This window comes from Primorskyibacter flagellatus, assembly GCF_900176485.1.
Classification (GTDB): domain Bacteria; phylum Pseudomonadota; class Alphaproteobacteria; order Rhodobacterales; family Rhodobacteraceae; genus Primorskyibacter; species Primorskyibacter flagellatus.
The window spans coordinates 122,473-147,069 of sequence record NZ_FWYD01000002.1; the positions used below are offsets into that span (position 1 = coordinate 122,473).

Consider the following 24,597-nt stretch of genomic DNA (forward strand, 5'->3'; position numbering starts at 1 on the left):
TTCACGCGTCAAGATGTGCTGTTTTTTCAAAAAATCTATATCTTGTGGACAAAATGCAAAATGCCGCCATATGCAGCGCGCAACACTTGACTCACCCCCGGCTCAACCGTCACTCTCGGTCGACACGAGGGAATCACGGAACCCGTTGTCTTGCGCTTTTCAAAACTCAGACTCACCGGCTTCAAAAGCTTTGTCGACCCCACGGACCTGATCATCGCCGATGGGTTGACTGGGGTTGTGGGGCCGAACGGCTGTGGCAAATCCAACCTGCTTGAAGCACTGCGCTGGGTCATGGGCGAAAATCGTCCGACTGCCATGCGCGGTGGTGGGATGGAGGATGTGATCTTTGCAGGTGCCGCGACACGTCCGGCGCGCAACTTTGCCGAAGTTTCCCTGAGCATCGACAATTCCGACAGGCTGGCACCCGCCGGGTTCAACGACAGCGACATGCTGGAGATCGTGCGTCGGATCACGCGCGATGTCGGGTCCGCCTACAAGACCAACAGCAAGGATGTGCGCGCACGCGATATTCAGATGCTGTTTGCCGATGCGTCGACCGGGTCGCACTCTCCCGCGCTGGTCCGGCAGGGTCAGATCAGCGAATTGATCAACGCCAAGCCCAAGGCGCGCCGGCGCATTCTGGAAGAAGCCGCCGGAATTTCGGGGCTGTATGCGCGCCGCCACGAGGCCGAACTGAAGCTGAAGAATACCGAAACCAATCTGACCCGCGTCGATGACGTGGTCGAACAGCTTGCCACCCATTTGGCGCAGTTGGAGCGACAGGCCAAACAGGCCGCACGCTACCGGTCCATCGGCGAAGATCTGCGGCGCGCCGAGGGCTTATTGCTGTACCGTCGCTGGAAAGAGGCGGATGTCGCCTGTACCGAGGCGGAGACCGTTCTGCGCGAACACACCACTATGGCCGCACAATCGGAAACCGCGGCGCGTCAGGCCGCGAAGATCCGCGCAGAACGCGATACCGGACTGCCCCCCCTGCGCGAGGAAGAGGCGATCGCCACAGCTGTCCTGCAACGGCTACAGGTCCAGCGCGACACGCTTGCCGATCAGGAAAAGCGGGCTTTGGATGCCATCGAAACCCTGAAACGAAGCATCACCCAGATGATGATGGACATGGAGCGCGAGACCGGGCTGAACCACGATGCGGGCGAAACCATCGCGCAACTGGAATGGGAAGCCCGCGAACTGGACAAGGCCGGAGACGGCCATGACACGCGGCTGGAGGAAGCCTCTGCCGCCTCGCATGAAGCGGCAGAAATCCTGCAAGCCCGCGAATCCGACCTGTCGCAACGCACCGAAGACGTGGCCCGCCTGGCAGCGCGGCATCATTCCGCCATGCGTTTGCTGGAAGACAGCCGCAAGACGCTGGACAAGAACGAGGGCGAGGCGACGCGTGCGCGCGACGCCATGACCGCCGCGAAAGAAGCCATGGAAGCCGCGAACGAAACGATGGAACGCGCCGCCCATGCCGAAGACCTTGCCCGCGAAAACGCTGAGCGTGCAGAGACCGCGCTGACCCTCGCCGAGGAGGCCCGTTCTGAGACGCAATCACGAGAGGCGGATGCCCGCGCTGAACGGTCCGAGGCAGAGGGCGAGGCAAACGCGTTGCGCGCCGAGGTCACAGCTTTGGCGCGTCTGCTGGAACGTGACACGGCCGAGGGCGGGCAGGTGCTTGACCGTTTGCAGGTTGAGCAAGGGTTTGAAAAGGCGCTTGGTGCGGCGCTTGCCGACGATCTGCGTGCGCCCGAGGTTGACGCCGATGGCCCGTCGGGCTGGACGACCCTGCCGGACTATGACGCGCGACAGACCCTGCCCGAAGGTGTGACGCCGTTAACCAACCACGTCTCGGTGCCCGAGGTTCTGCAACGCAGAATGGTGCAAATCGGGCTGGTGGGCGACGGCGACGGCCAGCGCCTGCAAAAGTTGCTGAAGCCCGGCCAGCGCCTTGTCAGCCTTGAAGGCGACCTTTGGCGTTGGGACGGCTTCCGCGCTTGGGCGGCAGATGCACCCTCGGCGGCGGCTTTGCGTTTGGAGCAGCTGAACCGGCTTGAGGCACTGAAACAGGAAAACGCCCATGCCGAGGCCCGCGTTGACGGGGCACGCGCGGCCCATGAAACGCTGACTGCCCGCATGGCAGAACTGTCCACCGCCGACCAAGAGGCCCGCAAGGCGCGGCGCGAGGCTGACGCGCAGGTCAATGAGGCCAGCCGCGCCCTGAGCCGCGCCGAAGCGGATCGTGATCTGTCGCAGGGCAAGGTGGAAAGCCTCGCCATGGCGGTGACCCGCTACGAAGAAGAGGCGATTGCTGCGCGCAAGCAATTGACCGAGGCCGAACGCGGCGCACAGGGTCTGGAAGATCTGGAAAGCGCCCGCGCCGAGGTCGAAGATATCAAGATGACGGTCGAGGCCGCACGCATGACCATGATGGCGCGACGCTCTGCCCATGATGAAATACGCCGTGAGGGCGAGGCCCGGCGGGCGCGCAGCCAACAGGTCACGAAGGATCTGAGCGGCTGGCGGCACCGGCTGGAGACCGCCAAGACGCGCAGTCAGGAATTGCTGGACCGTAAGCAAGCCGCCGAAGAGAAACTGCAAGAGGCCAGCGCGGCACCCGAAGAAATCGCCATAAAGCGCGACGAGTTGACGCAAGCGATTTCCGAGGCGAAGGCGCGCCGGGCGAATGCGTCCGATGCGCTCAGTACGGCCGAAGGTGCCTTGCGCGAAGCCGAAACCGCCGAACGCGATGCCGAGCGCGCTGCGTCAGAAGCCCGCGAATCCAGAGCCCGCGCAGACGCCCGCGCCGAGGCCGCGCGCGAAACCGCCACTGCCGCCGCGGACCGCATCGAGGACGAACAGGAAACCACGCCGCAAAAGCTGCTCGAACAGCTGGATGCCGACCCTGACAAAATGGCGGATTCCGACAGTATAGAAGCGGATGTAAACCGTTTGAAACGCCAGCGCGATGCGTTGGGGGCAGTAAATCTCCGCGCCGAAGAGGACGCCCGCGAAGTCCGCGAAGAGCATGACACGCTGGTCACCGAAAAGGCGGATCTGGAAGAGGCCGTGCGGACCCTGCGCAACGGCATTGCCAGCCTGAACCGCGAAGGGCGTGAACGCCTGCTGACCGCCTTCGAGCAGGTCAACAGCAACTTCCGGCTGCTCTTTACCCATCTGTTCAACGGTGGCGAAGCCAATCTGGTGATGGTTGAATCGGATGATCCACTGGATGCCGGGCTGGAGATCATGTGCCAGCCACCGGGCAAGAAGCTGTCGACGCTTTCGCTTTTGTCAGGCGGCGAACAAACCCTGACCGCGATGGCGCTGATCTTTGCGGTGTTCCTGGCAAACCCGGCGCCGATCTGTGTACTGGACGAGGTCGATGCGCCGCTGGACGATGCCAACGTCACACGGTTCTGCGATTTGCTGGACGAGATGTGCCGCCAAACCGATACGCGTTTTCTGATCATCACCCACCACGCCGTCACGATGAGCCGCATGGACAGGTTGTTTGGTGTCACCATGCAGGAACAGGGCGTCAGCCAGTTGGTATCGGTCGATCTGAAGCGGGCAGCAACACTGGTCGCCTGACAAAAAGGGCCCCGGAGTTTCCTCCGAGGCCGATACTGTTAAAACAAGTTACTCGTTAGCTTCAAAAGTGGTTCACTTCTCGTAATCTTCCATGGCTTCCAGTTCTTCTTTGGTCGCCGCGACGTAGACACGCAGATCGTCACCACCATCTTCTTGTTGCAGGTTCAGCTGGTCGAACGGCATCGAGACGTGCTTTTCGCCAATCCCAAGGAAGCCGCCGACATCAAGGATCACGTTGCTGATCTTGCCATCTTCCGAAACGATCACTTCCGAGATCTCGCCGACCCGTTCGTCGCGACCGTCATAGACTGCCGCACCGTCAATCTGCTCGGCGGTCATGGTCGTCGCATCAACGGCCATGTAGCCTTCGGGCGAGTAGGTCATACCATCGATGATCTCGCCATCTGTTTCAGCGGCCATCTCAGTTTCTGTTTCAACGGCCATCTCGCCGTCTGTCTCAGCGGCCATCTCGTCGGCTTCCTGCTCCATCTCTTGACCGGCGGCCTCGGCCGATTCGGCGACCTCGTCACCAGCTTCGGCAACTTCGTCGCCCGCTTCATTCAACGCGGCACCTGTGGCCACGACCGCACCTTCGGCATTTTCGCCAGCTTCGGTTGCAGCGCCTTCAACGGCAGCAGCAGTCTGCTCCGTGGTTTCTTCAGCCATATCGTCTGCATTCTCACCGGAACGCTCGGCCGCATTCCACGCACCAATCAGGTCGGTGTCGAATTCCGGTGCATTCTCCAGTGTTTCACGGTTACTGTTCACAACGACAAAGAAGTCACCAGCCGCGTCTGTGTCAGAAACGAGCTTCAGATCCGACAGGTTAACCGCGACGGTGCGCTCGCCGATGCCCAGGAAACCACCGATGTCGAGAAGCACGGCTTCCATGTCACCGGACCTTGACAGGATCACATCGTTAATCTCACCGATGCGTTCCCAGTTGTCTCCGGCATCGACCATGCCCTCATCACCGACTTCGTCTTCGGTGGAATAGACACTCATACCGATCAGGCGCGAGGCGCGCAGGTCAGCCGTAGTTTCCATGGCAGAGCTGTCGACGAACGGGCCACTCATGCTGTGTTGTTCGGCAAAGGCGGGGAATGTCCCGGCCATCACGATGGCTGTTGTAGCGAGAAGAGTATTCATGTTTCATTTCCTCCAGATTCATTTCGTCCTGAGCAGGATGTGTTTGCTGCCCGGCTATGGAGGGTGAACACGCTCGACGACGGGAATGTTCCTCGGCGGTTCGCCAAAAAGTCTTCATCGACGGGGCTTGAAGTGGGGCGGCACCAGACTAATGCGAAGCGACAACCAAGCATTGTTCGCGTGCTTTTCAGAGCTGATCTTCTTTCTATTGGCAACACCGAGGCGACGATAGATCTCTGGAAATTGTCTATTTCTATATTTTAAATCAATATGTTATTTTTATTTCGACAGGCAGACACCGGGCAATCGCTTCGGGGTTGCACACCATTTACGCCTCGTTCCCGTCGCTTCATTAAAAGACGCGCGGAATTTCGCTCACGGCTGATATACTGCTCTTCACGACTGAAAATGCGGCGACGCGGTTTGCGAACTTCGCGGCAGCGGACACCGGTGAGACCTGAGGTCGACAAGAATCCGACGTTAGTAACTGCGGGCGAGTATAGCATCTGCACCGAAATTCATGCCTTCGACCTGTCATTAAGCATGATGTCGGCCCGTTGCAGACAGATGCAACGGATATGTTGATACAAATGCGAGGTCGTGCCATTTTACATAATGCTGTATTTCTACGGTATCATTAGGCGGATTTACGCTTCCTCCATCAAGATTACGCAGACGTTAACTTTTTGTTATGATCAAACCTTTCAGATTACCCGCAAAGGCGGCGCGGGCATTGTGCCGGAGATTGTGAATGAATGTTCTTATTGTTGAGAGCCGGGCAGAGCTTGGTAAAATCTGGAAAAGCCATCTTGAACGATTGGGTGCACAGGTCTGGCTGGTGACGTCGCAAGATGACGCGGTGTCACTGTTGCGGGCTACTGTTTTTGACGTGCTTGTGCTGGATCTGGTGCTGAAAGATGGCAGCGCCATGGCGATTGCCGATTTTGCAAGCTATCGCCAGCCGGGGGCAAAGGCGATTTTTGTGACCAACACATCTTTCTTTTCCGACGGATCTATTTTCCAACACTGCTCGAATGCCTGCGCCTTCGTTCAGAGCGAAACGCCGCCAGATGATCTGGCGGCGATGGTCGAGCATTACGGTCGTCACGAGCCGATCTAAGCAGCGTTCAGTCTTTCGCGATCTTGCGGTGCCATAAAATCCGGATCCGGCGTGATCGGCACGATCCGGTGCGGATTGATGGTGTCGTGGCTGTAATAGTAATGCCGCACGATATGATCAAAATGTACGGTCTCTGCGACGCCCGGCCACTGATACAGTTCTCTGACATAGGCCCACAGGTTCGGGTAATCGACGATCTGCCGCAAATTGCATTTGAAATGCGTGTGGTAGACCTTGTCGAAGCGAACCATCGTGGTGAAAAGCCGCCAATCCGCTTCGGTAAGACGGTCGCCCGTCAGATAACGGTTGCGCGACAGGATGTCCTCGATCCAGTCCAGACTGTCGAAAAGCGGATGCACGGCCTCGTCATACGCCTCTTGGCTGGTCGCGAAACCGGCCTTGTAGACGCCATTGTTGACCGTATCGTAAATGCGCGCATTCACCGGCTCTATCGCGTCGCGCAGATCTTCCGGCCAATAGTCATCATGGTTGCCGGTCACATCGTTGAAGGCGCTGTTGAACATGCGGATGATTTCGGCACTTTCATTCGACACGATGGTTTCGCGCTGCTTGTCCCACAGGATCGGCACCGTCACGCGCCCGGTCATATCGGGCTTCGCCTTCAGATAAACGTCGCGGAGGAAGCGCAGCCCATACAGCGTGTCGCCCGTCGCGCCCGGAAAATCATCCTTCAACTCCCAGCCGTCGGACAGCATGTCGGGATGCACGACGCTGACAATGATGTGATCCGTCAGGTCCTTGATGGCGCGGAAGATCAGCGCGCGATGCGCCCATGGGCAGGCATGGGAGACATAAAGATGATAACGCCCGGATGCCGCTTCGAATCCGCCTTCGCCTGAAGGTCCGGCGCTTCCGTCGGCGGTGATCCAGTTGCGAAAGCTTGCTTCCGATCGTTCAAACTTGCCACCTGTGGACTCAGTGTCGTACCACTTGTCTTGCCATTTTCCGTCAACCAACAAACCCATGCTGTCTACTCCATATCAATTCATCGTCCATTCAACAGATAGAACTTTCGGAGAGTGGATGAAGAGCGAAAGCCGCGCAAAGCATGTGCGAATATGAACGTGACGCGCAGGAACACCGCAAAAATGTCCCGGCCCAGCAGATCCTGGACATGACGCCGCATGCGTTGGACGAGGCTACTGGAGATCCGCAAACGCCTCCTGCAAACGCGTTCCTGCTTCGGACACGCGGGCATGCTGGGTTGCGAGGTTGAAGCGCAGGAACGTCTCGCCGCCCTGCCCGAAATCCGGACCGGGGCTGGCAGCGATGCGGGCAGTGCCTTTCACGCGGGCCTCGACCTCTGCATAGGTCATTCCGGTGCCGGAAAAATCCACCCAGGCCAGGTAAGTCGATTGCAGCGGCAGTGACCGCACGCCGGGGATGGCATTGATCGCCTCGTCGAAATCCTGCCGGTTGCGATCAATATGCGCCACTTGCGCGTCGACCCAATCGGCTCCTGCCGACGTATAGGCGGCGGTCACCATCTCCAGCCCCAGACGGTTGGGGCCCAGATCCAGCGCCCGCATCCGTTTTTCCATTGCCGCGCGCAGCATCGCATCGGGGATGATCATGTTGCCCGTCTTTTGTCCGGCAATGTTGAACGTCTTGGAGGACGCCGTCAGCACGATCAGGCGGTCGCGTATCTCTGGCGCGGCTACATCCATGGGCACAAAGATATTGCCCGGCATGATCAGATCGTGATGCACCTCGTCCGAGACAAGCACCAGATCATTGGCGCGGGCAAATTCCGCCACGGCGCGCAGTTCATCCCCGGTCCAGATCCGGCCAGAGGGGTTTTGCGGCGAACACCAGATCAGCATCTTCTCGGCACCGGTCAGCTGGGCCTGCGCCGCGTCCAGATCAATCTGGTAGCGGTCCCCGTCAAGGATCAGCGGAATTTCCACGACCTCGCGCCCCGCCCTGCGGATCTTGCCGGAAAACTCGTGATAGACCGGCGAGAAGATCACCACCCCGTCACCGGGATCTGTATAGACATCAAGGCAAAGCCCGATCGCATTGCCCAGCCCGGCAGAGGTAAGGATCCAGTCCGGCTCTATCTGCCAGTTGTGGCGCGTTGCCATCCACCAGCAGATCGCGGCCTTATATGCACCGGGATCCGCGAAATAGCCGAAAATCCCCAGATCGGCCGCGGCCCGGACCGCTTCGATCACGCAGGGGGCTGTCGGATAGTCCGAATCTGCCGTCCACATCGCCAGGCCGTCTTTTGGCGAAACCCCGAAAAGCGGCTCCATCGCGTCCCATTTCGACGAATGGGTTCCACGACGATCAATCAGGCGGTCGAATTCGGAAGGCATGGACGGCTCCTGTCTGGCATGTACCGGTAACTGTGCTGCGCGCAACGTCAGGGACGCTATCTTATTGCTGACCGAGTACAAGCACCGGATATTGCGCCTTTGCGACGCATCGCCTAAATGATTGCCATGAAACGGCCCATTCTCATCCATCCCGATCCGCGTCTGAAGAAGACCTGCGCGCCCGTTGCCGATATTTCGGACGAGTTGCGCGCCCTTGCCGATGACATGCTGGAAACCATGTATGACGCGCCGGGCATCGGCCTGGCGGCGCCGCAGGTGGGTGTGCTGGACCGGCTGATCGTGCTGGACTGTGTCAAGGACGAGGCCGCACCCGCCCGACCCATGGTGATGTTCAACCCCGAGGTGCTGGCGGTTTCGGACGAGTTGAACGTCTATGAGGAAGGGTGCCTGTCGATCCCGGATCAATATGCCGATGTCGAACGCCCGCGCGACGTGCGCATTGGCTGGCTGGACCGTGACGGCAACCCGCAGGAGCAGGATTTCGACGGGCTGTGGGCGACATGCGTGCAGCATGAGATCGATCATCTTAATGGCAAGCTGTTCATCGACTATCTCAAGCCCCTGCGCCGTCAGATGATCACCCGCAAGATGCAGAAGCTGAAGCGAGAGAAGGCGCGGGCGTGACCGTTCGGCGCTGCCTGCCCTGGCCTGACAAGCGTTTGCGGACCCCGGTCGCCCCTGTGGATGCCATCACGGACGAGACCCGTGCCCATTGGCAGGACATGATCGACACGATGGACGCAATGCCCGGTGTGGGCCTTGGCGCGCCGCAGATCGGCGTGATGCTGCAACTGGCCGTGGTTGATGCGTCCGAGGCGCGCGGTCAGGCCGTGCGCATGGCAAATCCCGAAGTGTTGCACGCATCCGCCCGAGGTCGCGATCACGAGGAAGCCAGCCCGAACCTGCCGGGTGTTTCGGCCAGGATCACCCGGCCCCGCGCGGTGACGGTGCGGTTTTTGAATGCGGACGGCGAGATTGAGGAAAAGGATTTCGTCGGGCTTTGGGCAACCTCGGTGCAGCACCAGATCGACCACCTGAACGGCCGGATGTATTTCGATCACCTGAGCAAGGTGAAGCGGGACGTTTTGCTACGCAAGGCGCGCAAGTTCGGGCGTTGATCTGACATACCGATCCAGGAGCGGGGGCCAGCCCCCGCACCCCCGAAGTATTTTTGCCAAGAAGAAGGAGGGATCAGGTTGCGGATCGTATTCATGGGATCGCCCGATTTTTCGGTTCCGGTGCTGGAGGCATTGGTTTCTGCAGGGCATGAGATCGTCTGTGTTTACTGCCAGCCGCCCCGCCCTGCCGGGCGCGGTAAGAAGGATCGTCCGACGCCCGTTCATGCCCGCGCCGACGCGATGGGGCTGGAAGTGCGCCACCCGGTCAGTCTGAAGTCCGAGGAGGCGCAGGCGGCACTTGCGGCGCTTGACGCAGATATTGCGGTGGTGGTGGCCTATGGTCTGATCTTGCCGCAGGCGGTACTGGACGCGCCCCGGCTTGGCTGTCTGAACATCCACGCGTCGCTTTTGCCGCGCTGGCGGGGGGCCGCGCCCATCCACCGCGCGATCATGGCCGGGGATGCCGAGACCGGCGTTTGCATCATGCAGATGGAGGCCGGGCTGGACACCGGCCCGGTCCTGCTGCGCCGTGCCACGGCCATTGGCGCCGAAGAAACGACGGGCGTGCTGCATGACCGTTTGTCAGCTATTGGTGCCGAAGCGATTGTCGAGGCGCTGGACGTGCTGCCCAGCCTGACACCGCATGCGCAATCCGATGAAGGGGTGACCTATGCCGCCAAGATCGACAAGGCGGAGGCTGCGGTTGACTGGACGCGCGCTGCCGTGGAGGTCAGCCGACAGATCAGGGGATTGTCGCCGTTTCCCGGTGCCTGGACACTCGCTGATGGCGCGCGGATCAAGCTGCTGGGAGCCGCGCTGGCACCTGGCAGCGGCCCTCCGGGAACCGTGCTTGACGACGCGTTTACAGTGGCTTGCGGCACAGGCGCGGTGCGCATCACCCGCGCGCAGCGGGCTGGCAAGGGGGCGCAGGATGCAGAGACCTTTCTGCGCGGAAATCCCATCCCCAAAGGTGCACAGTTAGGAGGCTGAGCCGCATGTTTCCAACCCTCATCGGTACGGTGGTCATCGCCGGGATCGTCGGCTATCTGTCCGAACGCACGGGCTTTACCCGCAATGGCATTGTGCAAAGCATCATCATCTGTATCGGCGGTGCGTTTCTGGCCTATTTCGTCCGGTTGATGTTCGGAATCGGGTTCGGGTCGCCGGGGCTGAATGCGCTTGCGTCCTCGATCGGGGCGTTGATTATCGTTCCGACGCATTGGCGCAGATAGGCGGCGCGAAAGGCTCGACCGACATCCGACGCTGGATGTGACGATTTGTTCGGGCACTGTCAGGTATGAATCGTTCAGGGGCATCACCCCGAGCCGTCACACGCGCGGCGGGCGGCTGCGGTAGACCGGCAATCGCCAGCCGAACGCGAGCGAGCCTGCCCGCAATGCCAGTGTCAGCCCTGCGCAGGCCGCGAGGACAATCCATTCCGTTCCGATCAACGTGTCGACGACCACGGCCGCGACGGATCCGGCAAACGCGGCCGTCACATACAGTTCGCCCGCCTTCAGGACCAGCGGCACCTCGTTGCAGACCACATCGCGCATGAGCCCGCCCATGCAGCCGGTGATCATGCCCATCAAGACCACGACCAGTGGTGTTTGAGCCATGGCCATCGCCACGCCGGTGCCCGCTGCAACCGCGATTGCCAGCGCGCAGGCATCAACCCAGAGCAAGGCGCGGTAACGACTTTCCAGAAAATGCGCGCCAAAAAACACCACGATGGCGGCCAGCACAGCTATGCCGATATAGGTGGGGGTGCCGATCCAGAACACCGGGTCGCGCAGCAGAAGAACATCGCGGATCGTCCCGCCCCCGACCGCCGTCAGGCAGGCCAGAAAGGCAAACCCAACGATGTCGAGCTGCGCCCGGCTGGCAACCAGCGCACCGGTCAGGGCAAAGACCAGCACCGAGGCGTAATCGAGCAGGGCAAGCAGGCTCACGCGCCGGCCTTGCCTGATCGGGATGCCTTGAAAGGTGCCATTCCGGCGCGGGCCAGTTCGTCTGCGCGCTCGTTTTCGGGGTGGCCCGCATGGCCCTTGACCCATTTCCAGATCACGTCATGCCGGGCCTGTGCCTCGTCCAGCCGCTGCCATAACTCGACATTCTTCACCGGTTTCTTCGCCGCCGTTTTCCAGCCGTTGCGTTTCCAGCCGTGAATCCAGGTTGTGACACCGTTTTTCACATAGGCAGAGTCGGTGATGATCGTGATGCCGCTCGGACGACCCAAGGCTTCAAGCGCGTTGATCGCGGCCAAAAGCTCCATCCGGTTGTTGGTGGTGTCGGCCTCGCCGCCTTGCAACTCGCGTTCCTTGACGATCTCGTCGCCCGCCATGGCGCGCATCAACACACCCCAGCCGCCCGGTCCGGGGTTTCCGCTGCACGCGCCATCTGTATATGCAAAAAGCTCAGCCATGAGCGGTCAGGGTGAACCAAGCCGCGACCGTGCCGTCAAGCCCTTTATCGGCCCCGGTTCGCAGATCGCTGACAGAAAGCCCGATTCGCGCAAGCAAGTCGCGGATTTCGGCGACCGTGTAGTATGTGTAGAAACGGCCAAGACTGTCGCGCGCCTCACCGGTGCCTTCCTTCAGGCCAAGATGTAGCCGACCGTCGGACCTGAGGGCCGTTTTCAACCGAGCCAGATGCGCGGGCATTTCCGCACGCCGGGCGTGCAGGAGGCTGAAGTTTGCCCAGATCCCATCATATTTCGCGACGTCCTGTATATCGCTGAAATCCGCTTGCCAGACGTTCAACCCCTCTATCGCAGAGGCCTTCTCGACCATTCCGGCGCTTGCATCTATCGCGTCCACCCGGAAGCCCGCCTTGACCATGTAGCGCGCCCAACTGCCCGGGCCGCAGCCCAGATCCAGGACAGTACCACGCTCGGGCAAAGCCGAAAGGAACTTGTTCAGCGCGGTCGGCGCTATGGTGTCGTGGTCCATCAGTCGCGCGTAATCGCCCGCCTTCTCATCATACACGCCGAGGGTCTTGTCGTCGGTCACAAGACTACCGCGACTGCAAGGCAGGCGATGGCGACCAGCGCGGATGTGGGGATTGAGCGGTTGCTGGCAGGGGCGGACATGCCTGTCGGCTCCGGCGCGCTTATGCCGGTTCGCGCAGAACGCGCGGAACCTTGAACTCGACGTCTTCTGTCGCGGTCTCGATCGTGCACAGCGTTACGTCGAACCGATCTTGGAAGGCGTTGATAACCTCGTCGATCAGCACTTCGGGCGCAGAGGCACCAGCCGTGATGCCCACGGCCTGCGCGCCATCCAACGCGCGCCAGTCAATATCCGTGGCGCGCTGGACCAGTTGCGAATAGCCGCAGCCCGCCTTGCGACCAACCTCGACCAGACGCTGCGAGTTTGACGAATTCGGCGCGCCGACCACCAGTATGGCATCGACCTGAGGGGCCATGGCCTTGACCGCCTCTTGCCGGTTGGTCGTGGCGTAGCAAATGTCTTCCTTATGCGGGCCGACGATATTCGGAAACCGCGTCTTCAACGCCGCGACAATCCCCGCCGTATCATCGACCGACAGAGTGGTTTGCGTGACAAAGGCCAGCCGGTCAGGATCACGCACTTCGACATGGGCGACATCCTCCTCGGTTTCGACCAGCAAGACCTCACCAGGCGGCAACTGCCCGATCGTGCCTACGGTTTCCGGGTGGCCGTCATGGCCGATCATGATCATCTGGAGGCCGTTATCGGCATGGCGTTGCGCCTCCATATGCACCTTCGAGACCAGCGGACAGGTGGCATCAACGAAAACCATCTCGCGGCGCGCGGCCTCTGCCGGAATCGCCTTTGGTACACCATGCGCGGAAAAAATCACCGGTCGGTCACCGGGACACTGGTCCAGCTCTTCTACAAACACCGCGCCCTTGGCACGCAATCCGTCGACGACGAACTTGTTATGCACGATTTCATGACGAACGAAGACCGGCGCGCCCCATTTCTCCAGTGCCATCTCGACGATCTTGATCGCACGATCGACACCGGCGCAGAATCCGCGAGGGGCGGCCAGACATAAGGTGAGGGTCGGTTTGGTCATGTGCGTCTCCTGTCATCGCAACAGGTAAGGCGCGCAAGGCATATCGTCCAGAGCCTGCAACGCCGCAAATGCAAGACGGCGACCGCCCGGTCGCCGCTTGCGTCGCAAATTTGCCAATTCGATCAGCGAAAATTCCGCTGATCAGCTGCTGCTGGCAACTTCAAAGCTGCGTTCGGCCGGGTGCTCACGAGGCGGACGCCCGATAACCTCTTTCAACTCATCGAGTTCGATGAAGTTGTCGGCCTGACGGCGCAGTTCATCGGCGATCATCGGCGGCTGGCTGCGGATCGTCGAAACGACCGAAACGCGAACGCCCTGACGTTGCAAGCTTTCAATGAGCGGACGGAAATCACCATCGCCAGAGAACAACACAATGTGATCGACACGCGGGGCAAGTTCCATGGCATCGACTGCAAGCTCGACATCCATATTGCCTTTGACTTTCCGACGGCCCTGACTGTCAGTATATTCCTTGGCAGACTTGGTCACCATCGTGAAGCCATTATAGTGAAGCCAATCAACCAGAGGGCGAATGGGTGAGTATTCGTCATTTTCCAGAAGCGCGGTATAGTAAAATGCCCGAAGCATCTTTCCCCGACGCACGAACTCTTGTCGCAAGAGCTTGTAATCGATGTCGAACCCAAGCGCCTTTGCCGCAGCGTACAGGTTCGATCCATCGATGAACAGCGCAAGCCGTTCGTCTTTGTAAAACATAAAATGTCCTTCCGATAATTTTAGGTCTTGCCTGCATGGTGGAGTGTGAGTGGAATTCCAGACAAAACCGGATAACCTAGAATTTAAGGATTTATACGAATGCTTCAAGCCCGAAGACCTGACGTTAAGAATAGCAAAATATATGAAACCGATCAAGAATTGCTGATTGCCGTAGGGTCAAATCTGGGTTCGCAATATGGTAACGCTACGGAAACCGTCGCCGCCTCTGTAAACGCGATCGCAAATTCGGGAAGGCAGATCAGGGCTATCAGTCGCTTTTATGCAACGCCCTGCTTTCCAAAAGGTGCCGGTCCGGATTATGTGAACGCCGCTTTGGTATTGCGCGCGGCCGGGAAATCCATAAGCGGAGAACTGCACAACCTACACGCGATTGAGGCGGAATTTGGCCGATCGCGCAAGACACGCTGGGGAATGCGCACTCTGGATCTGGACCTGCTGGCCGCAGGCGCTATCATTCGGCCTAACCGCGCGACTTTTGATCAGTGGCGCAATCTGGACGAAGCCGCACAGCGGCGCGACGCGCCTGACACCCTGATTCTCCCGCATCCGCGCCTTCAGGATCGTGCATTCGTACTGGTCCCGCTTTGCGACGTGGCACCCGACTGGCGACACCCCGTTCTGGGACGATCCGTCGCAGAACTTTGCGCGGATCTGCCGGAAAACATGCGGCGCGAGGTGGTCGCGCTTTGAATCCCGGCTTGTCAATCGTGATTTGCCCCATTACATACACCGCTTGCCTAGGTGATATGAAAAACCACGGAGAGTTTAATGGCCCGCGTGACCGTCGAAGACTGCGTAGACAAGGTACCGAACCGTTTCGAGTTGGTGATGCTTGCATCCCACCGGGCGCGCGAAATCTCCTCTGGCGGGGCGATAACCGTGGACCGCGACAACGACAAGAACCCGGTTGTTGCGCTGCGCGAGATCGCGGACGAGACCCAATCCGCTGACGAACTGCGCGAGCGTCTGATCGAATCCAACCAGACCCAGATCGAGGTCGATGAGCCTGAAGATGACGCCATGGCGCTTCTGATGGGTGCTGAAGCTGACAAACCGGCCGATGACGACCTGTCCGAAGAAAAGTTGTTGCGCGCATTGATGGAAGCCCAAGGTCAGGGCTGATCTCGCGCAAGCGACCAGGGGATGAGGATAGGGGAATGATCCCGGCAGAAGACCTGATCGCGCTGGTTCATAACTATAATCCCAAGACCAACGAAAAACTGATCCGGGCGGCCTATGACTATGGCCGCCGGATGCATGACGGCCAGATGCGCCGCTCTGGCGAGCCGTATTTCACCCATCCCGTCGCCGTTGCCGCCATTCTGACAGAGCAGCAGCTTGACGATGCCACGATCATCACAGCCTTGCTGCATGATACGATCGAGGACACCAAATCCACCTATTCCGAAATCTCGCAGCAGTTTGGCGACGAAATCGCGATGTTGGTGGATGGCGTGACAAAGTTGACCAACCTTCAACTTTCTTCGACAGAGACCCAGCAGGCCGAGAATTTTCGCAAACTGTTCATGGCGATGTCCAAGGATCTTCGGGTGATCCTGGTCAAGCTGGCCGACCGTTTGCACAATATGCGCACGATAAAGGCGATGCGCCCGGAAAAGCAGGTCCAAAAAGCGCGCGAGACCATGGACATCTATGCGCCGCTGGCCGGTCGGATGGGCATGCAATGGATGCGCGAAGAGCTTGAAGATCTGGCATTCCGCGTGCTCAACCCCGAAGGCCGCGCCAGCATCATCCGCCGCTTCATAACCTTGCAAAGAGAAACCGGCGACGTCGTGCACCGGATAACCGGCGACATGCGCAAGGAGCTGGAAAAAGTCGGCATTGATGCCACAGTTTATGGCCGCGCGAAAAAGCCGTACTCAATCTGGCGCAAGATGCAGGAAAAAGAGATGGGGTTTTCCCGCCTCTCGGACATCTACGGCTTTCGCATCATCACACGGTCTGAAACCGACTGCTACGGCGCGCTTGGCGCGATCCATCAGCGCTGGCGTGCGGTGCCGGGACGGTTCAAGGACTATATCAGTCAACCCAAGACCAACGGCTACCGGTCGATCCACACCACCGTGTCGGGGCGCGACGGCAAACGGGTCGAGGTGCAGATCCGCACCCGGCAGATGCATGACGTGGCCGAAACCGGGGTGGCGGCGCATTGGTCCTACCGCGACGGCGTACGCTCGGAAAACCCGTTTGCGGTAGACCCGGCGAAGTGGATTTCCTCGCTCACCGAACAGTTCAACGCCGAAGAGGATCACGACGAGTTTCTCGAAGCCGTGAAGCTGGAGATGTATTCCGACCAGGTTTTCTGCTTCACCCCCAAGGGGGACGTGGTCAAACTGCCCCGCGGGGCCACGCCTCTGGATTTCGCCTATGCGATCCACACCCGCATCGGCTCTGCCTGCGTGGGTGCCAAGGTGGACGGGTTGCGGGTGCCGATGTGGACGCGGCTGAAAAACGGCCAGTCGGTCGAGATCATCACCGCCGAAGGACAGGTGCCGCAAGCCACCTGGCTGGAGATCGCCATCACCGGCAAGGCCAAATCGGCGATTCGCCGGGCGCTGCGCGAGGTTGACCGGGAGCGGTTCATCAAGCTGGGGCGCGAACTGGCTCGTTCGGGGTTTGAGCATGTCGGCAAGAAGGCCAATGACAAGGTTCTGGAAACCGCCGCGCGCACATTGCGGCTTGAGGACCGGCAGACCTTGCTGGCCCGCCTGGGCAGCGCGGAACTGTCGGTGCGGGCCGTGGTTCAGGCCGTTTATCCCGACCTGGCCCCCAAGGAAGGCGAAAGCATCGAGCCGAAGCGTGCCGTCATCGGCCTTGCGCCGGGCCAAAGTTTTGAACGTGCGCCCTGTTGCCAACCCCTGCCCGGCGAACGGATTGTCGGGTTGACCCAACGCGGCAAAGGGGTGGTCGTGCATTCCATTGATTGCCCGACGCTGGCCTCTTACGAAGATCAGCCTGACCGCTGGCTTGACCTGCATTGGCACTCTGGCAGCCATCCGGCGGCCTACACGGCGACGCTGGAACTGACGATAGGCAATGACGCGGGTGTGCTCGGTCGGATTTGCACATTGATCGGCGAACAGAAGGCCAATATCTCTGACATGCAATTTGTCGATCGCAAACCGGATTTTTACCGTCTTCTGATTGGTGTGGATCTGCGCGATGCCGAACATCTGCATTCCGTCGTCACCGCTTTGGCGGCGGAAAGCGATGTCGCGGCGATTTCGCGGCGTCGGGAGACAGCCCTGAGCATTGCGCAGGACAGCGCGGCGGAGTGAACGAAAGGACAAGGCTTGGTCTTCAAGCGGCGCGACAGACGGCCGATCTGGAAGATCGCACTCGAAGGTCTTTGGCCTCGTGGCGGGTGGGGCCGTGCCGCGCAATATGTCAAGCATCGCCTGCGCCGCCTGCCAGATTCCCCTGAAAAAATCGCGCGCGGCATTTTTGCCGGGGTCCTGACGACATTCACGCCATTTTACGGGATGCATTTTGTCGTCGCGACGCTGCTGGCCCTGACCGTGCGCGGCAATATCCTTGCCGCTTTGCTTGGCACGTTTTTCGGCAATCCGCTGACCTATCTGCCGATCGCCGTGATTTCATTGAAGACCGGCAACTTTCTGCTTGGCAATCGCCATCATCCGGCCAGTGCAGATCACGAATGGCTGGGCCGTAAATTCGTGGGCGCTGCCGCCGATCTAAAGAACAATCTGGTGGCCGTGTTCAGCGACAAGACTGCCGACTGGCACAACCTGTTGCGATTCTACGATGACATTTTCTTTCCCTACCTGATCGGGGGCATCCTGCCGGGCATCTGCGCCGGGTTGGTGGCCTATTACCTGTCCGTTCCGGTGATCCGGGCCTATCAGAAACGCCGCACCAGCAAACTGCGCGCCAAGTTGGAGAGCTTGCGAAAAAAAGCGGCGGCCAAGGCTGACGAGGCTGCAAAAGGCGAATAAGGTCCGACGAAAAGCACCTGAAAGGAACTCTGTCATGCCGCAATTGGACAAACTCCGTCTTGGCGTGAATATTGATCATGTCGCGACCGTAAGGAATGCACGCGGCGGCGGCTATCCCGACCCGCTTCGGGCGGCGAAACTGGCAGAAGACGCAGGTGCCGACGGCATCACGGCGCATCTGCGCGAGGATCGTCGACACATTTCAGACGCCGATATCGACGGGCTGATGGACGTGCTGACCGTGCCGCTGAACTTTGAAATGGCCGCCACTGACGAAATGCAGCGCATCGCCCTGCGTCACCGTCCGCATGCCGTCTGCATCGTGCCGGAAAAGCGCGAGGAAAAGACCACCGAGGGCGGGCTGGAAGTCGCGCGCGAGGAAAACCGGCTGGCGCATTTCATCGCTCCTCTGCGCGAGGCCGGTTGCCGCGTGTCCATCTTCATCGCCGCCGACCAGCGCCAGATCGAGGCCGCGCACCGGATCGGCGCTCAGGTGATCGAATTGCATACAGGTGCGTATTGCGATGCCCATGCAGAGGGACGCATGGACGATTGCACAACGGAGTTGGAGCGTATGCGCGAAATGTCCACCCTGGCGCATTCTCTGGGCCTAGAGGTCCACGCCGGGCACGGCTTGACCTATGACACGGTCAAACCCGTCGCGGCCTTTCCGGAAGTGATGGAGTTGAATATCGGTCACTTCCTGATCGGCGAGGCAATCTTTCGCGGCCTGACCCCGGCCATTGCCGAAATGCGCCGCCTGATGGATGAGGCACGCGCGTGAAAAGTGCCGGGATTTTCTTTGTCGGCGTTTGGCAAGGCCGATCAAAAAGCCCAGATGTCAGGCTCGTGCGTGCCGGATGATCCTCGGCATTGGCACTGATCTGGCGAATATCGACCGCATACAGGGCACGCTGGACCGGTTCGGCGACCGGTTTCGCAATCGTGTCTTCACGCAGACAGAGCAGCGCAAGGCAGAGCGGCGGGCCGATACGGCGGGCACCTATGCCAAACGCTGGGCTGCAAAAGAGGCCTGTTCGAAGGCGCTTGGCACCGGGCTGCGCATGGGGATCGCGTGGAAGGACATGGCAGTCAGCAACCTCGCGACCGGCCAGCCCGTCATGCAAGTCACCGGATGGGCCGCCGAACGGCTGGCCCAGATGACGCCTGCGGAACATGAGGCGATCATTCACGTCACCCTGACGGACGATCACCCTTGGGCGCAGGCTTTTGTCGTGATCGAGGCCCGGCCAGTCGCAGCCGGGGTTCATATCAGCGCTCCACCACCCAAGCCATGACGCTACAGCGCGCAAGCCCCGGCGCGGCAGGGCATGGCCGCTTGACACCCTTCGCCTGCCCCCTCATGTAGCGCCAGACCCACCTAGATCGGAGACCATCATGGCCGAAGCCAAACAGGGTAATTCCATTATCGAGACGATCAAGACCATCGTCTATGCCCTGCTGATAGCCGGTGTCTTTCGCACCCTGTTCTTTCAGCCCTTCTGGATCCCGTCCGGGTCAATGAAGGACACGCTTCTGATCGGCGACTTCCTGTTCGTCAACAAGATGGCCTATGGGTATTCCTACGCGTCCTGCCCGACGGTCCTGATCCCCGCGATCGGCATCAATATCGACGCCGAGGATATTTGCGGCTGGATGAAATCCGGCGATCCGTCCAAGGGCGGCGAACGGTTCATGGCCGGCGCGCCGGAACGCGGCGATGTGGTGGTTTTCCGTCACCCGGTGACAGGGCGCGACTTCATCAAACGGCTGACCGGTCTGCCGGGCGACAAGATCCAGGTCAAGGCAGGCGTGTTGCAGATCAACGGCGAGCCGGTGAAACTGGAACCTGCAGGCACGTTCGAGGAAATCGCAGAGCCGCAAGGCCCCCAGCGGCTGCGCCCGCGCTGCGAAAACGGCCCCGTTGGCACGGGTGGACTGTGCACCAAATCGCGCTTTACCGAGACGCTGCCCAACGGCGTCAGCCACGACATCCTGAACATCGCCATGCAGAATTCCGACAACACGCCGGTCTACACTGTCCCCGAGGGCTTTTATTTCTTCATGGGTGACAACCGCGACAATTCCTCTGACAGCCGTGTGCCTCAGCAAGTGGGTGGTGTGGGCTTTGTGCCTTACGAAAACATCGTCGGGCGTGCTGACCGCATCATGTTCTCGTCCTCCGGGCGGTCGATGCTGTTTTTCTGGACCTGGCGGAGCGATCGTTACTTCAAGAGGGTCGAGTGAAACTGTCAGCCGACCTAAAGGCCCTTCAAGGCCGTCTCGGGCATGAGTTTTCCGACCCCGAACTGCTGATCCGTGCGGTTACGCATGGCTCTATCTCGTCTGCCCGTGGTGACAATCAGCGGCTAGAATTTCTCGGCGACCGGGTGCTGGGTCTGGTGATGGCCGAAACCCTGCTGGCCGGCGACAAAACCGCCAGCGAGGGCCAGCTTGCGCCGCGCTATAATGCGCTGGTGCGCAAAGAGGCCTGCGCAGACGTCGCGCGCCAGATAGATCTGGGTGCCGCGCTGAAACTTGGGCGCTCGGAACAGCTTTCCGGTGGGCGGCGCAAACAGGCGCTGCTGGGCGATGCGATGGAAGCGGTGATCGCGGCTGTCTACCTTGATGCTGGGGTCGAGGCGGCACGCGCAATGATCCTGCGGCTCTGGGGCGACCGCATCGACACCGTTGACGAAGACGCTCGCGACCCCAAAACCTCGCTTCAGGAATGGGCGCAGGCACGCGGCATGCCCCCGCCCCGCTACGAGGAAACCGCCCGCACCGGCCCCGATCATGCCCCGGAATTCACCATCCGCGCGTCGCTGGCCGATGGCACCAGTGCCGAAGCAACGGCACCGTCAAAGCGGCAAGCCGAACAGGCCGCAGCCAGAACCTTGCTGGACGGTCTGGCGTGAGCGCTACCTGCCTCTCGCGGCGCAGCCATGAGTGACAACCTGCGCGGCAGTCTGTTGATGATCTTCGCGATGCTGGGATTCGGCATCGAGGACGCATTCTTCAAGGCGGCGACCGGGACAGGCGGAATCACCGCTGGCATGGCAACGCTGCAATTCGGCCTTCTGGCGATGGTGCTATACGCCGTCTATGCGAAGGCGCAGGGTGTGCCGGTCTGGACCACCGCGTATCTGAAAGCTGGCCTGATGATCCGCACCGGGTTCGAGATCGTCGGCCGCTTGTTCTTTGCGCTCAGCCTCGCCTACACGCCGCTTTCAACCACCTCGGCCATCCTACAGGCGGCACCGCTTGTGGTGATGCTTGGCGCGGTGTTCGTCTTGGGCGAACGCATTGGCCCGCGTCGCTGGGCGGCCATGGCGGTGGGCTTCGTCGGGGTTCTGCTGATCGTGCGCCCCTCGCCTTCGGGGATCGAGGCAAACGCGATCTTCGCCCTGCTTGGCATGGTCGGCTTTGCGGGCCGCGATCTGGCCACCCGCACCGCGCCCGCAACCGTTCACGCGGCACAGCTTGGGGTGCTGGGATTTGCCGTCGTTTCGCTGGCGGGGGTGGTCATCCTGTGCTTTGAGCCCGGAATGCCTGCGCTGCCCGCGCCGGGTGCCGCATTGTTGATCTGCGGCACGGCTGTGTCGGGCGTGCTTGGCTATACGGCCATGACCTACGCCATGCGCACCGGAGAGGTCGGCGTGATCGCGCCCTTCCGCTATTCCCGGCTGATCGTCGCGCTGATCCTCGCCTACACGCTGTTCGGCGAACGGCCCGACGCGATGACGCTGTCGGGCGCTGCGCTGATTGTCGGCGCAGGGATCTTTTCGCTGTTGCGTGATCGCAGGGCTGGCGCGAAGCCCGACTCTGCGCTACATCGCCTGTCTTGATAGCCAAGGAACCCCAATGACCACACGCGCCGGATTCGTCGCCCTGATCGGAGAGCCCAATGCGGGCAAATCGACGCTGACCAACCAATTGGTCGGCGCCAAGGTCAGCATCGTGACCCACAAGGTCCAGACCACGCGCGCGCGTATCCGCGGCGTGGCGATGGAAGGGGACGCCCAGATCGTGCTGGTCGATACACCCGGCATGTTCCGTCCGCGCAGACGGCTGGACCGCGCCATGGTTGCCGCCGCGTGGGGCGGTGCTGCGGATGCCGATATCGTCGTGCTTCTGGTCGAGGCGCATCGCGGCATCACGCCCGGCGTCGAAGCCATCCTGGAACGTCTGGCAGAGATCGGACAGGACGGCCACATTGCACTGGCGATCAACAAGATCGACCGGGTCAAATCCGACGTGCTTCTGGCGCTGTCCAAGGAACTGAACGACAGGTTTGCCTTTGCCAATACCTTCATGATTTCCGCCGAAAAGGGGTTTGGCTGCGCGGATCTGAAGGCCTGGCTGGGCGCGGAACTGCCCGAAGGCACATGGTTTTACCCCGAGGATCAGATCGCTGATCTGCCGATGCGCATGATCGCCGCCGAGATCACCCGCGAAAAGCTGACGCTTCGTATGCATCAGGAATTGCCCTATCAGTTGACGGTCGAAACCGAGAACTGGCAAGAGCGTCCCGACGGTACGGCGCGTATCGACCAGATCATCTATGTCGCCCGAGACGGCCACAAGGGCATCCTGCTGGGCCACAAAGGCGAGACCATCAAGGCCGTGTCCAAGGCGTCACGCGAAGAGCTGGAAGAATTCCTCGGCCGTCGCGTTCACCTGTTTCTGCAAGTCAAGGTGCGCGAGAAATGGCTGGAAGAGGCCGAGCGCTATTCCGAGATGGGGCTGAATTTCCGCGACGGCAACGCCTGATCCATGGCTCGTCTGACGGCCGAGTTCTGGGTGCATGCCTATCTGGCACGGCTGCGGTTTCAAAATATCCCGGCCTTTGTGACGGCCCATGGCGATGACACCGCGGGCGCGGTTCTGATCAAACTCAACACGTTGGACGGGCGGGCGCAGGCGTTTCAACGCAGCTTTGATCTGATGAGCGGCGCGCGGGCCTGGGTCACGCTGGCCGAAGGGGATGAGGCGGAGGTTGATGCGGCAATCAGCAGGCAGCGGCGGTTCGATCCCGACCTTTGGGTGATCGAGGTCGAGGACCGTGACGGGCACCATCTGCTGGATGAGCCGGGTCTGTCCGACTGAGTGATCCGTGCGCTGAAAGGGACGGAGCGAGGGGCCAGCCCCTCGCGCTCCCCGGAGTATTTTTACCAAGAAGAAGACAGGGGCGTTTTTGCGCGGTAACATACGCCCGGGCTGAAGCGGGGCGGCGGATAAGAACCCGCTTGCAGGCGGCACGGATTGCAGCACATTCGTACAGATGGATTGGCGCGACACAGGCATATTGCTTTCGGCCCGCAGGCATGGCGAGACAAGCGCCATTCTGGAGGTCTTTACGCCGGAGCGCGGGCGGCATGCCGGTGTCTTGCGCGGTGCGTCCAGTCGCAGGATGGCCCCGCTGCTGCAACCCGGCGCGCAGCTTGATCTTGCATGGCGGGCGCGGCTGGAGGATCAGCTGGGCAGCTTCACGGTCGAGCCGATGCGCGGGCGGGCGCATGCGGCGATGTCGGATCGGTTGATGCTGGCAGGGCTGAACGCCGTGACGACGCTGTTGCTGTTCTGCCTGCCCGAGCGTGAGGCCCATCCGGCGCTGTACCGCGACACCGAGACTTTGCTGGACCTGCTGGACCAGCCCGAGATCTGGCCCTTGGCCTATATGCGGTGGGAGATGTCGCTGCTGGAAGAACTGGGCTTTGGTCTTGATCTGCGGGTGTGCGCGGTGACGGGGACAACCGAAGGGCTGATCCATGTCTCGCCGCGGTCTGGTCGGGCGGTATCGGCCAAAGGCGCGGGCGAATGGGCGGACCGCATGTTGCCATTGCCGCCGGTTTTGCGGGGGCAAGGCACCGCCGAGGATGGCGAGGTGGCGCTGGCGCTTGGTACGACAGGGCATTTCCTGGCCCATCGCATCGCCGCAGATATGCTGCACAAGCCGTTGCCCGCAGCGCGGGCACGCTTCATCGAGGCGCTTGAGCGTCGGGCGCGACAGCAGTGAAAATCATTTCGCGCCCGGCATCATTGGTCAGAAGCAACGTGTCGCCCGCAACCTCGGACAGGGTCATCTGCGACAGCGCCGTGAAAAAGGCGGTTTCGGCCTGAAGTTCAGGGCAGGCGCGCCGGGTCGATATGATCGGTGACAGATCAAACCACGGATAGGGCGCGGACTGCGTTGCGCTCCAGCTGTTGCAGGGGGCTTTGCCGGTGACCGCGCCAGCGGTGCCCAAAGTCATCGTCGCCTCGGCGCTGTAGCCCGCGCCATCCATGGCAGACAGACGCCAAGTGCCCGCGCCACCATAGGACACAAGCGTTTCATCCTGATCACAGGCGGCCAGAGCCAAGAGCGGAACAAGCAGGAGTTTGTGCATATCAGGCACGTTATCCGATTCTTTCGGGGATGCAATTCGGCACCGCTCTTCCCTGTCCCGGTCAACCGCGCTAGAGCTAAG

Annotated in this window: 27 protein-coding genes; 18 read left to right on the forward strand and 9 right to left on the reverse strand. The window is 60.8% G+C overall.

The window, feature by feature from the left end:
- Positions 1–150 precede the first annotated feature (150 nt).
- On the forward strand, positions 151–3,606 hold the full coding sequence (gene smc, locus B8991_RS03480) for a chromosome segregation protein SMC (RefSeq protein ID WP_084350435.1): 3,456 nt from the start codon (positions 151–153) through the stop codon (positions 3,604–3,606).
- Between the two features lie 72 nt (positions 3,607–3,678).
- Here smc and B8991_RS03485 read toward each other — a convergent pair whose 3' ends face one another.
- Positions 3,679–4,755: a PRC-barrel domain-containing protein gene (locus B8991_RS03485; protein ID WP_084350436.1), complete on the reverse strand. Its 1,077-nt coding sequence runs from the start codon at positions 4,753–4,755 to the stop codon at positions 3,679–3,681.
- Positions 4,756–5,506: 751 nt separating this feature from the next.
- Between B8991_RS03485 and B8991_RS03490 the strand changes: the two genes are divergently transcribed.
- The gene (locus tag B8991_RS03490; protein ID WP_084350437.1) at positions 5,507–5,875 is read left to right on the forward strand and encodes a response regulator transcription factor; all 369 of its coding nucleotides are present in this window, start codon (positions 5,507–5,509) and stop codon (positions 5,873–5,875) included.
- Here the strand turns inward: B8991_RS03490 and B8991_RS03495 are convergent.
- Both B8991_RS03495 and B8991_RS03500 read right to left on the reverse strand, forming a co-directional pair.
- A complete protein-coding gene (locus tag B8991_RS03495) occupies positions 5,872–6,861 on the reverse strand; it encodes a glutathione S-transferase family protein (protein WP_084350438.1) in 990 nt (329 codons plus the stop codon). The genes B8991_RS03490 and B8991_RS03495 overlap by 4 nt on opposite strands.
- A gap of 174 nt (positions 6,862–7,035) precedes the next feature.
- Positions 7,036–8,214 carry a MalY/PatB family protein gene (locus B8991_RS03500; protein WP_084350439.1) on the reverse strand — a complete coding sequence of 393 codons (1,179 nt, stop codon included), beginning with the start codon at positions 8,212–8,214 and terminating at the stop codon, positions 7,036–7,038.
- Positions 8,215–8,340: 126 nt separating this feature from the next.
- On the opposite strand from B8991_RS03500, the gene def (B8991_RS03505) reads away from it, so the two are divergent.
- The 4 genes from def (B8991_RS03505) to B8991_RS03520 all read left to right on the forward strand — a co-directional run bounded on the left by def (B8991_RS03505) (position 8,341) and on the right by B8991_RS03520 (position 10,585).
- Positions 8,341–8,859 carry a peptide deformylase gene (def, locus tag B8991_RS03505; RefSeq protein WP_084351113.1) on the forward strand — a complete coding sequence of 173 codons (519 nt, stop codon included), beginning with the start codon at positions 8,341–8,343 and terminating at the stop codon, positions 8,857–8,859.
- A complete protein-coding gene (gene def, locus B8991_RS03510; RefSeq protein ID WP_084350440.1) occupies positions 8,856–9,353 on the forward strand; it encodes a peptide deformylase in 498 nt (165 codons plus the stop codon). The genes def (B8991_RS03505) and def (B8991_RS03510) overlap by 4 nt, the downstream gene beginning before the upstream one ends.
- A gap of 78 nt (positions 9,354–9,431) precedes the next feature.
- On the forward strand, positions 9,432–10,343 hold the full coding sequence (gene fmt, locus B8991_RS03515; protein WP_084350441.1) for a methionyl-tRNA formyltransferase: 912 nt from the start codon (positions 9,432–9,434) through the stop codon (positions 10,341–10,343).
- Positions 10,344–10,348: 5 nt separating this feature from the next.
- Positions 10,349–10,585, forward strand: coding sequence for a hypothetical protein (locus B8991_RS03520; protein ID WP_084350442.1), 237 nt, complete (start codon positions 10,349–10,351; stop codon positions 10,583–10,585).
- Between the two features lie 96 nt (positions 10,586–10,681).
- Here the strand turns inward: B8991_RS03520 and B8991_RS03525 are convergent, their stop codons facing one another.
- From B8991_RS03525 to B8991_RS03545, 5 genes are all read right to left on the reverse strand, one after another.
- Positions 10,682–11,305, reverse strand: a complete 624-nt coding sequence (locus B8991_RS03525) for a trimeric intracellular cation channel family protein (protein ID WP_084350443.1) — start codon at positions 11,303–11,305, stop codon at positions 10,682–10,684.
- On the reverse strand, positions 11,302–11,778 hold the full coding sequence (rnhA, locus tag B8991_RS03530; RefSeq protein ID WP_084350444.1) for a ribonuclease HI: 477 nt from the start codon (positions 11,776–11,778) through the stop codon (positions 11,302–11,304). Before rnhA ends, B8991_RS03525 begins: the two co-directional genes overlap by 4 nt.
- Positions 11,771–12,364, reverse strand: a complete 594-nt coding sequence (locus tag B8991_RS03535) for a class I SAM-dependent DNA methyltransferase (RefSeq protein WP_084350445.1) — start codon at positions 12,362–12,364, stop codon at positions 11,771–11,773. The genes rnhA and B8991_RS03535 overlap by 8 nt, the downstream gene beginning before the upstream one ends.
- A 100-nt stretch (positions 12,365–12,464) precedes the next feature.
- The gene (ispH, locus tag B8991_RS03540) at positions 12,465–13,415 is read right to left on the reverse strand and encodes a 4-hydroxy-3-methylbut-2-enyl diphosphate reductase (protein ID WP_084350446.1); all 951 of its coding nucleotides are present in this window, start codon (positions 13,413–13,415) and stop codon (positions 12,465–12,467) included.
- A 141-nt stretch (positions 13,416–13,556) separates the two neighbouring features.
- On the reverse strand, positions 13,557–14,129 hold the full coding sequence (locus B8991_RS03545; protein WP_084350447.1) for a LabA-like NYN domain-containing protein: 573 nt from the start codon (positions 14,127–14,129) through the stop codon (positions 13,557–13,559).
- 159 nt (positions 14,130–14,288) lie between these two features.
- Here B8991_RS03545 and folK point away from each other — a divergent pair, with 159 nt between their 5' ends.
- The 12 genes from folK to recO all read left to right on the forward strand — a co-directional run bounded on the left by folK (position 14,289) and on the right by recO (position 24,146).
- Positions 14,289–14,840, forward strand: coding sequence for a 2-amino-4-hydroxy-6-hydroxymethyldihydropteridine diphosphokinase (gene folK, locus B8991_RS03550; protein ID WP_235866533.1), 552 nt, complete (start codon positions 14,289–14,291; stop codon positions 14,838–14,840).
- A 78-nt stretch (positions 14,841–14,918) separates the two neighbouring features.
- The gene (gene rpoZ, locus B8991_RS03555; RefSeq protein ID WP_084350449.1) at positions 14,919–15,272 is read left to right on the forward strand and encodes a DNA-directed RNA polymerase subunit omega; all 354 of its coding nucleotides are present in this window, start codon (positions 14,919–14,921) and stop codon (positions 15,270–15,272) included.
- A gap of 35 nt (positions 15,273–15,307) precedes the next feature.
- A complete protein-coding gene (locus B8991_RS03560; protein WP_084350450.1) occupies positions 15,308–17,449 on the forward strand; it encodes a RelA/SpoT family protein in 2,142 nt (713 codons plus the stop codon).
- Positions 17,450–17,464: 15 nt separating this feature from the next.
- The gene (locus tag B8991_RS03565; protein WP_084350451.1) at positions 17,465–18,127 is read left to right on the forward strand and encodes a DUF2062 domain-containing protein; all 663 of its coding nucleotides are present in this window, start codon (positions 17,465–17,467) and stop codon (positions 18,125–18,127) included.
- A 34-nt stretch (positions 18,128–18,161) separates the two neighbouring features.
- The gene (locus B8991_RS03570) at positions 18,162–18,911 is read left to right on the forward strand and encodes a pyridoxine 5'-phosphate synthase (RefSeq protein ID WP_084350452.1); all 750 of its coding nucleotides are present in this window, start codon (positions 18,162–18,164) and stop codon (positions 18,909–18,911) included.
- A gap of 76 nt (positions 18,912–18,987) precedes the next feature.
- A complete protein-coding gene (gene acpS, locus B8991_RS03575) occupies positions 18,988–19,425 on the forward strand; it encodes a holo-ACP synthase (RefSeq protein WP_084350453.1) in 438 nt (145 codons plus the stop codon).
- A 100-nt stretch (positions 19,426–19,525) separates the two neighbouring features.
- Positions 19,526–20,374 carry a signal peptidase I gene (gene lepB / locus B8991_RS03580; RefSeq protein ID WP_084350454.1) on the forward strand — a complete coding sequence of 283 codons (849 nt, stop codon included), beginning with the start codon at positions 19,526–19,528 and terminating at the stop codon, positions 20,372–20,374.
- Complete coding sequence (gene rnc / locus B8991_RS03585) at positions 20,371–21,045, forward strand: ribonuclease III (protein ID WP_084350455.1); 675 nt, start codon at positions 20,371–20,373, stop codon at positions 21,043–21,045. The genes lepB and rnc overlap by 4 nt, the downstream gene beginning before the upstream one ends.
- Before the next feature lie 27 nt (positions 21,046–21,072).
- Entirely contained in the window at positions 21,073–21,975 is a 903-nt protein-coding gene (locus B8991_RS03590; RefSeq protein ID WP_084350456.1) for a DMT family transporter, read from the forward strand.
- Between the two features lie 16 nt (positions 21,976–21,991).
- On the forward strand, positions 21,992–22,900 hold the full coding sequence (era, locus tag B8991_RS03595; RefSeq protein WP_084350457.1) for a GTPase Era: 909 nt from the start codon (positions 21,992–21,994) through the stop codon (positions 22,898–22,900).
- Positions 22,901–22,903: 3 nt separating this feature from the next.
- Positions 22,904–23,236: a DUF1491 family protein gene (locus tag B8991_RS03600; RefSeq protein WP_084350458.1), complete on the forward strand. Its 333-nt coding sequence runs from the start codon at positions 22,904–22,906 to the stop codon at positions 23,234–23,236.
- 175 nt (positions 23,237–23,411) lie between these two features.
- Positions 23,412–24,146, forward strand: a complete 735-nt coding sequence (gene recO, locus B8991_RS03605; RefSeq protein ID WP_084350459.1) for a DNA repair protein RecO — start codon at positions 23,412–23,414, stop codon at positions 24,144–24,146.
- On the opposite strand, the gene B8991_RS03610 is transcribed toward recO, so the two are convergent.
- Positions 24,109–24,516 (reverse strand): META domain-containing protein, encoded by a 408-nt coding sequence (locus B8991_RS03610; protein ID WP_084350460.1) that lies wholly within the window; start codon positions 24,514–24,516, stop codon positions 24,109–24,111. The two genes, recO and B8991_RS03610, sit on opposite strands and share 38 nt — an antisense overlap.
- Positions 24,517–24,597 lie beyond the last annotated feature (81 nt).

Excerpts from the sequence above, each read along its gene's own strand:
- B8991_RS03485 (WP_084350436.1), bottom strand. The coding sequence starts at position 4,755 with ATGAATACTCTTCTCGCTACAACAGCCATCGTGATGGCCGGGACATTC.
- B8991_RS03490 (WP_084350437.1), top strand. The coding sequence starts at position 5,507 with ATGAATGTTCTTATTGTTGAGAGCCGGGCAGAGCTTGGTAAAATCTGG.
- B8991_RS03495 (WP_084350438.1), bottom strand. The coding sequence starts at position 6,861 with ATGGGTTTGTTGGTTGACGGAAAATGGCAAGACAAGTGGTACGACACT.
- B8991_RS03500 (WP_084350439.1), bottom strand. The coding sequence starts at position 8,214 with ATGCCTTCCGAATTCGACCGCCTGATTGATCGTCGTGGAACCCATTCG.
- def (WP_084351113.1), top strand. The coding sequence starts at position 8,341 with ATGAAACGGCCCATTCTCATCCATCCCGATCCGCGTCTGAAGAAGACC.
- B8991_RS03520 (WP_084350442.1), top strand. The coding sequence starts at position 10,349 with ATGTTTCCAACCCTCATCGGTACGGTGGTCATCGCCGGGATCGTCGGC.
- rnhA (WP_084350444.1), bottom strand. The coding sequence starts at position 11,778 with ATGGCTGAGCTTTTTGCATATACAGATGGCGCGTGCAGCGGAAACCCC.
- ispH (WP_084350446.1), bottom strand. The coding sequence starts at position 13,415 with ATGACCAAACCGACCCTCACCTTATGTCTGGCCGCCCCTCGCGGATTC.
- B8991_RS03545 (WP_084350447.1), bottom strand. The coding sequence starts at position 14,129 with ATGTTTTACAAAGACGAACGGCTTGCGCTGTTCATCGATGGATCGAAC.
- rpoZ (WP_084350449.1), top strand. The coding sequence starts at position 14,919 with ATGGCCCGCGTGACCGTCGAAGACTGCGTAGACAAGGTACCGAACCGT.
- B8991_RS03560 (WP_084350450.1), top strand. The coding sequence starts at position 15,308 with ATGATCCCGGCAGAAGACCTGATCGCGCTGGTTCATAACTATAATCCC.
- B8991_RS03570 (WP_084350452.1), top strand. The coding sequence starts at position 18,162 with ATGCCGCAATTGGACAAACTCCGTCTTGGCGTGAATATTGATCATGTC.
- acpS (WP_084350453.1), top strand. The coding sequence starts at position 18,988 with ATGATCCTCGGCATTGGCACTGATCTGGCGAATATCGACCGCATACAG.
- lepB (WP_084350454.1), top strand. The coding sequence starts at position 19,526 with ATGGCCGAAGCCAAACAGGGTAATTCCATTATCGAGACGATCAAGACC.
- B8991_RS03590 (WP_084350456.1), top strand. The coding sequence starts at position 21,073 with ATGAGTGACAACCTGCGCGGCAGTCTGTTGATGATCTTCGCGATGCTG.
- era (WP_084350457.1), top strand. The coding sequence starts at position 21,992 with ATGACCACACGCGCCGGATTCGTCGCCCTGATCGGAGAGCCCAATGCG.
- B8991_RS03600 (WP_084350458.1), top strand. The coding sequence starts at position 22,904 with ATGGCTCGTCTGACGGCCGAGTTCTGGGTGCATGCCTATCTGGCACGG.
- recO (WP_084350459.1), top strand. The coding sequence starts at position 23,412 with ATGGATTGGCGCGACACAGGCATATTGCTTTCGGCCCGCAGGCATGGC.
- B8991_RS03610 (WP_084350460.1), bottom strand. The coding sequence starts at position 24,516 with ATGCACAAACTCCTGCTTGTTCCGCTCTTGGCTCTGGCCGCCTGTGAT.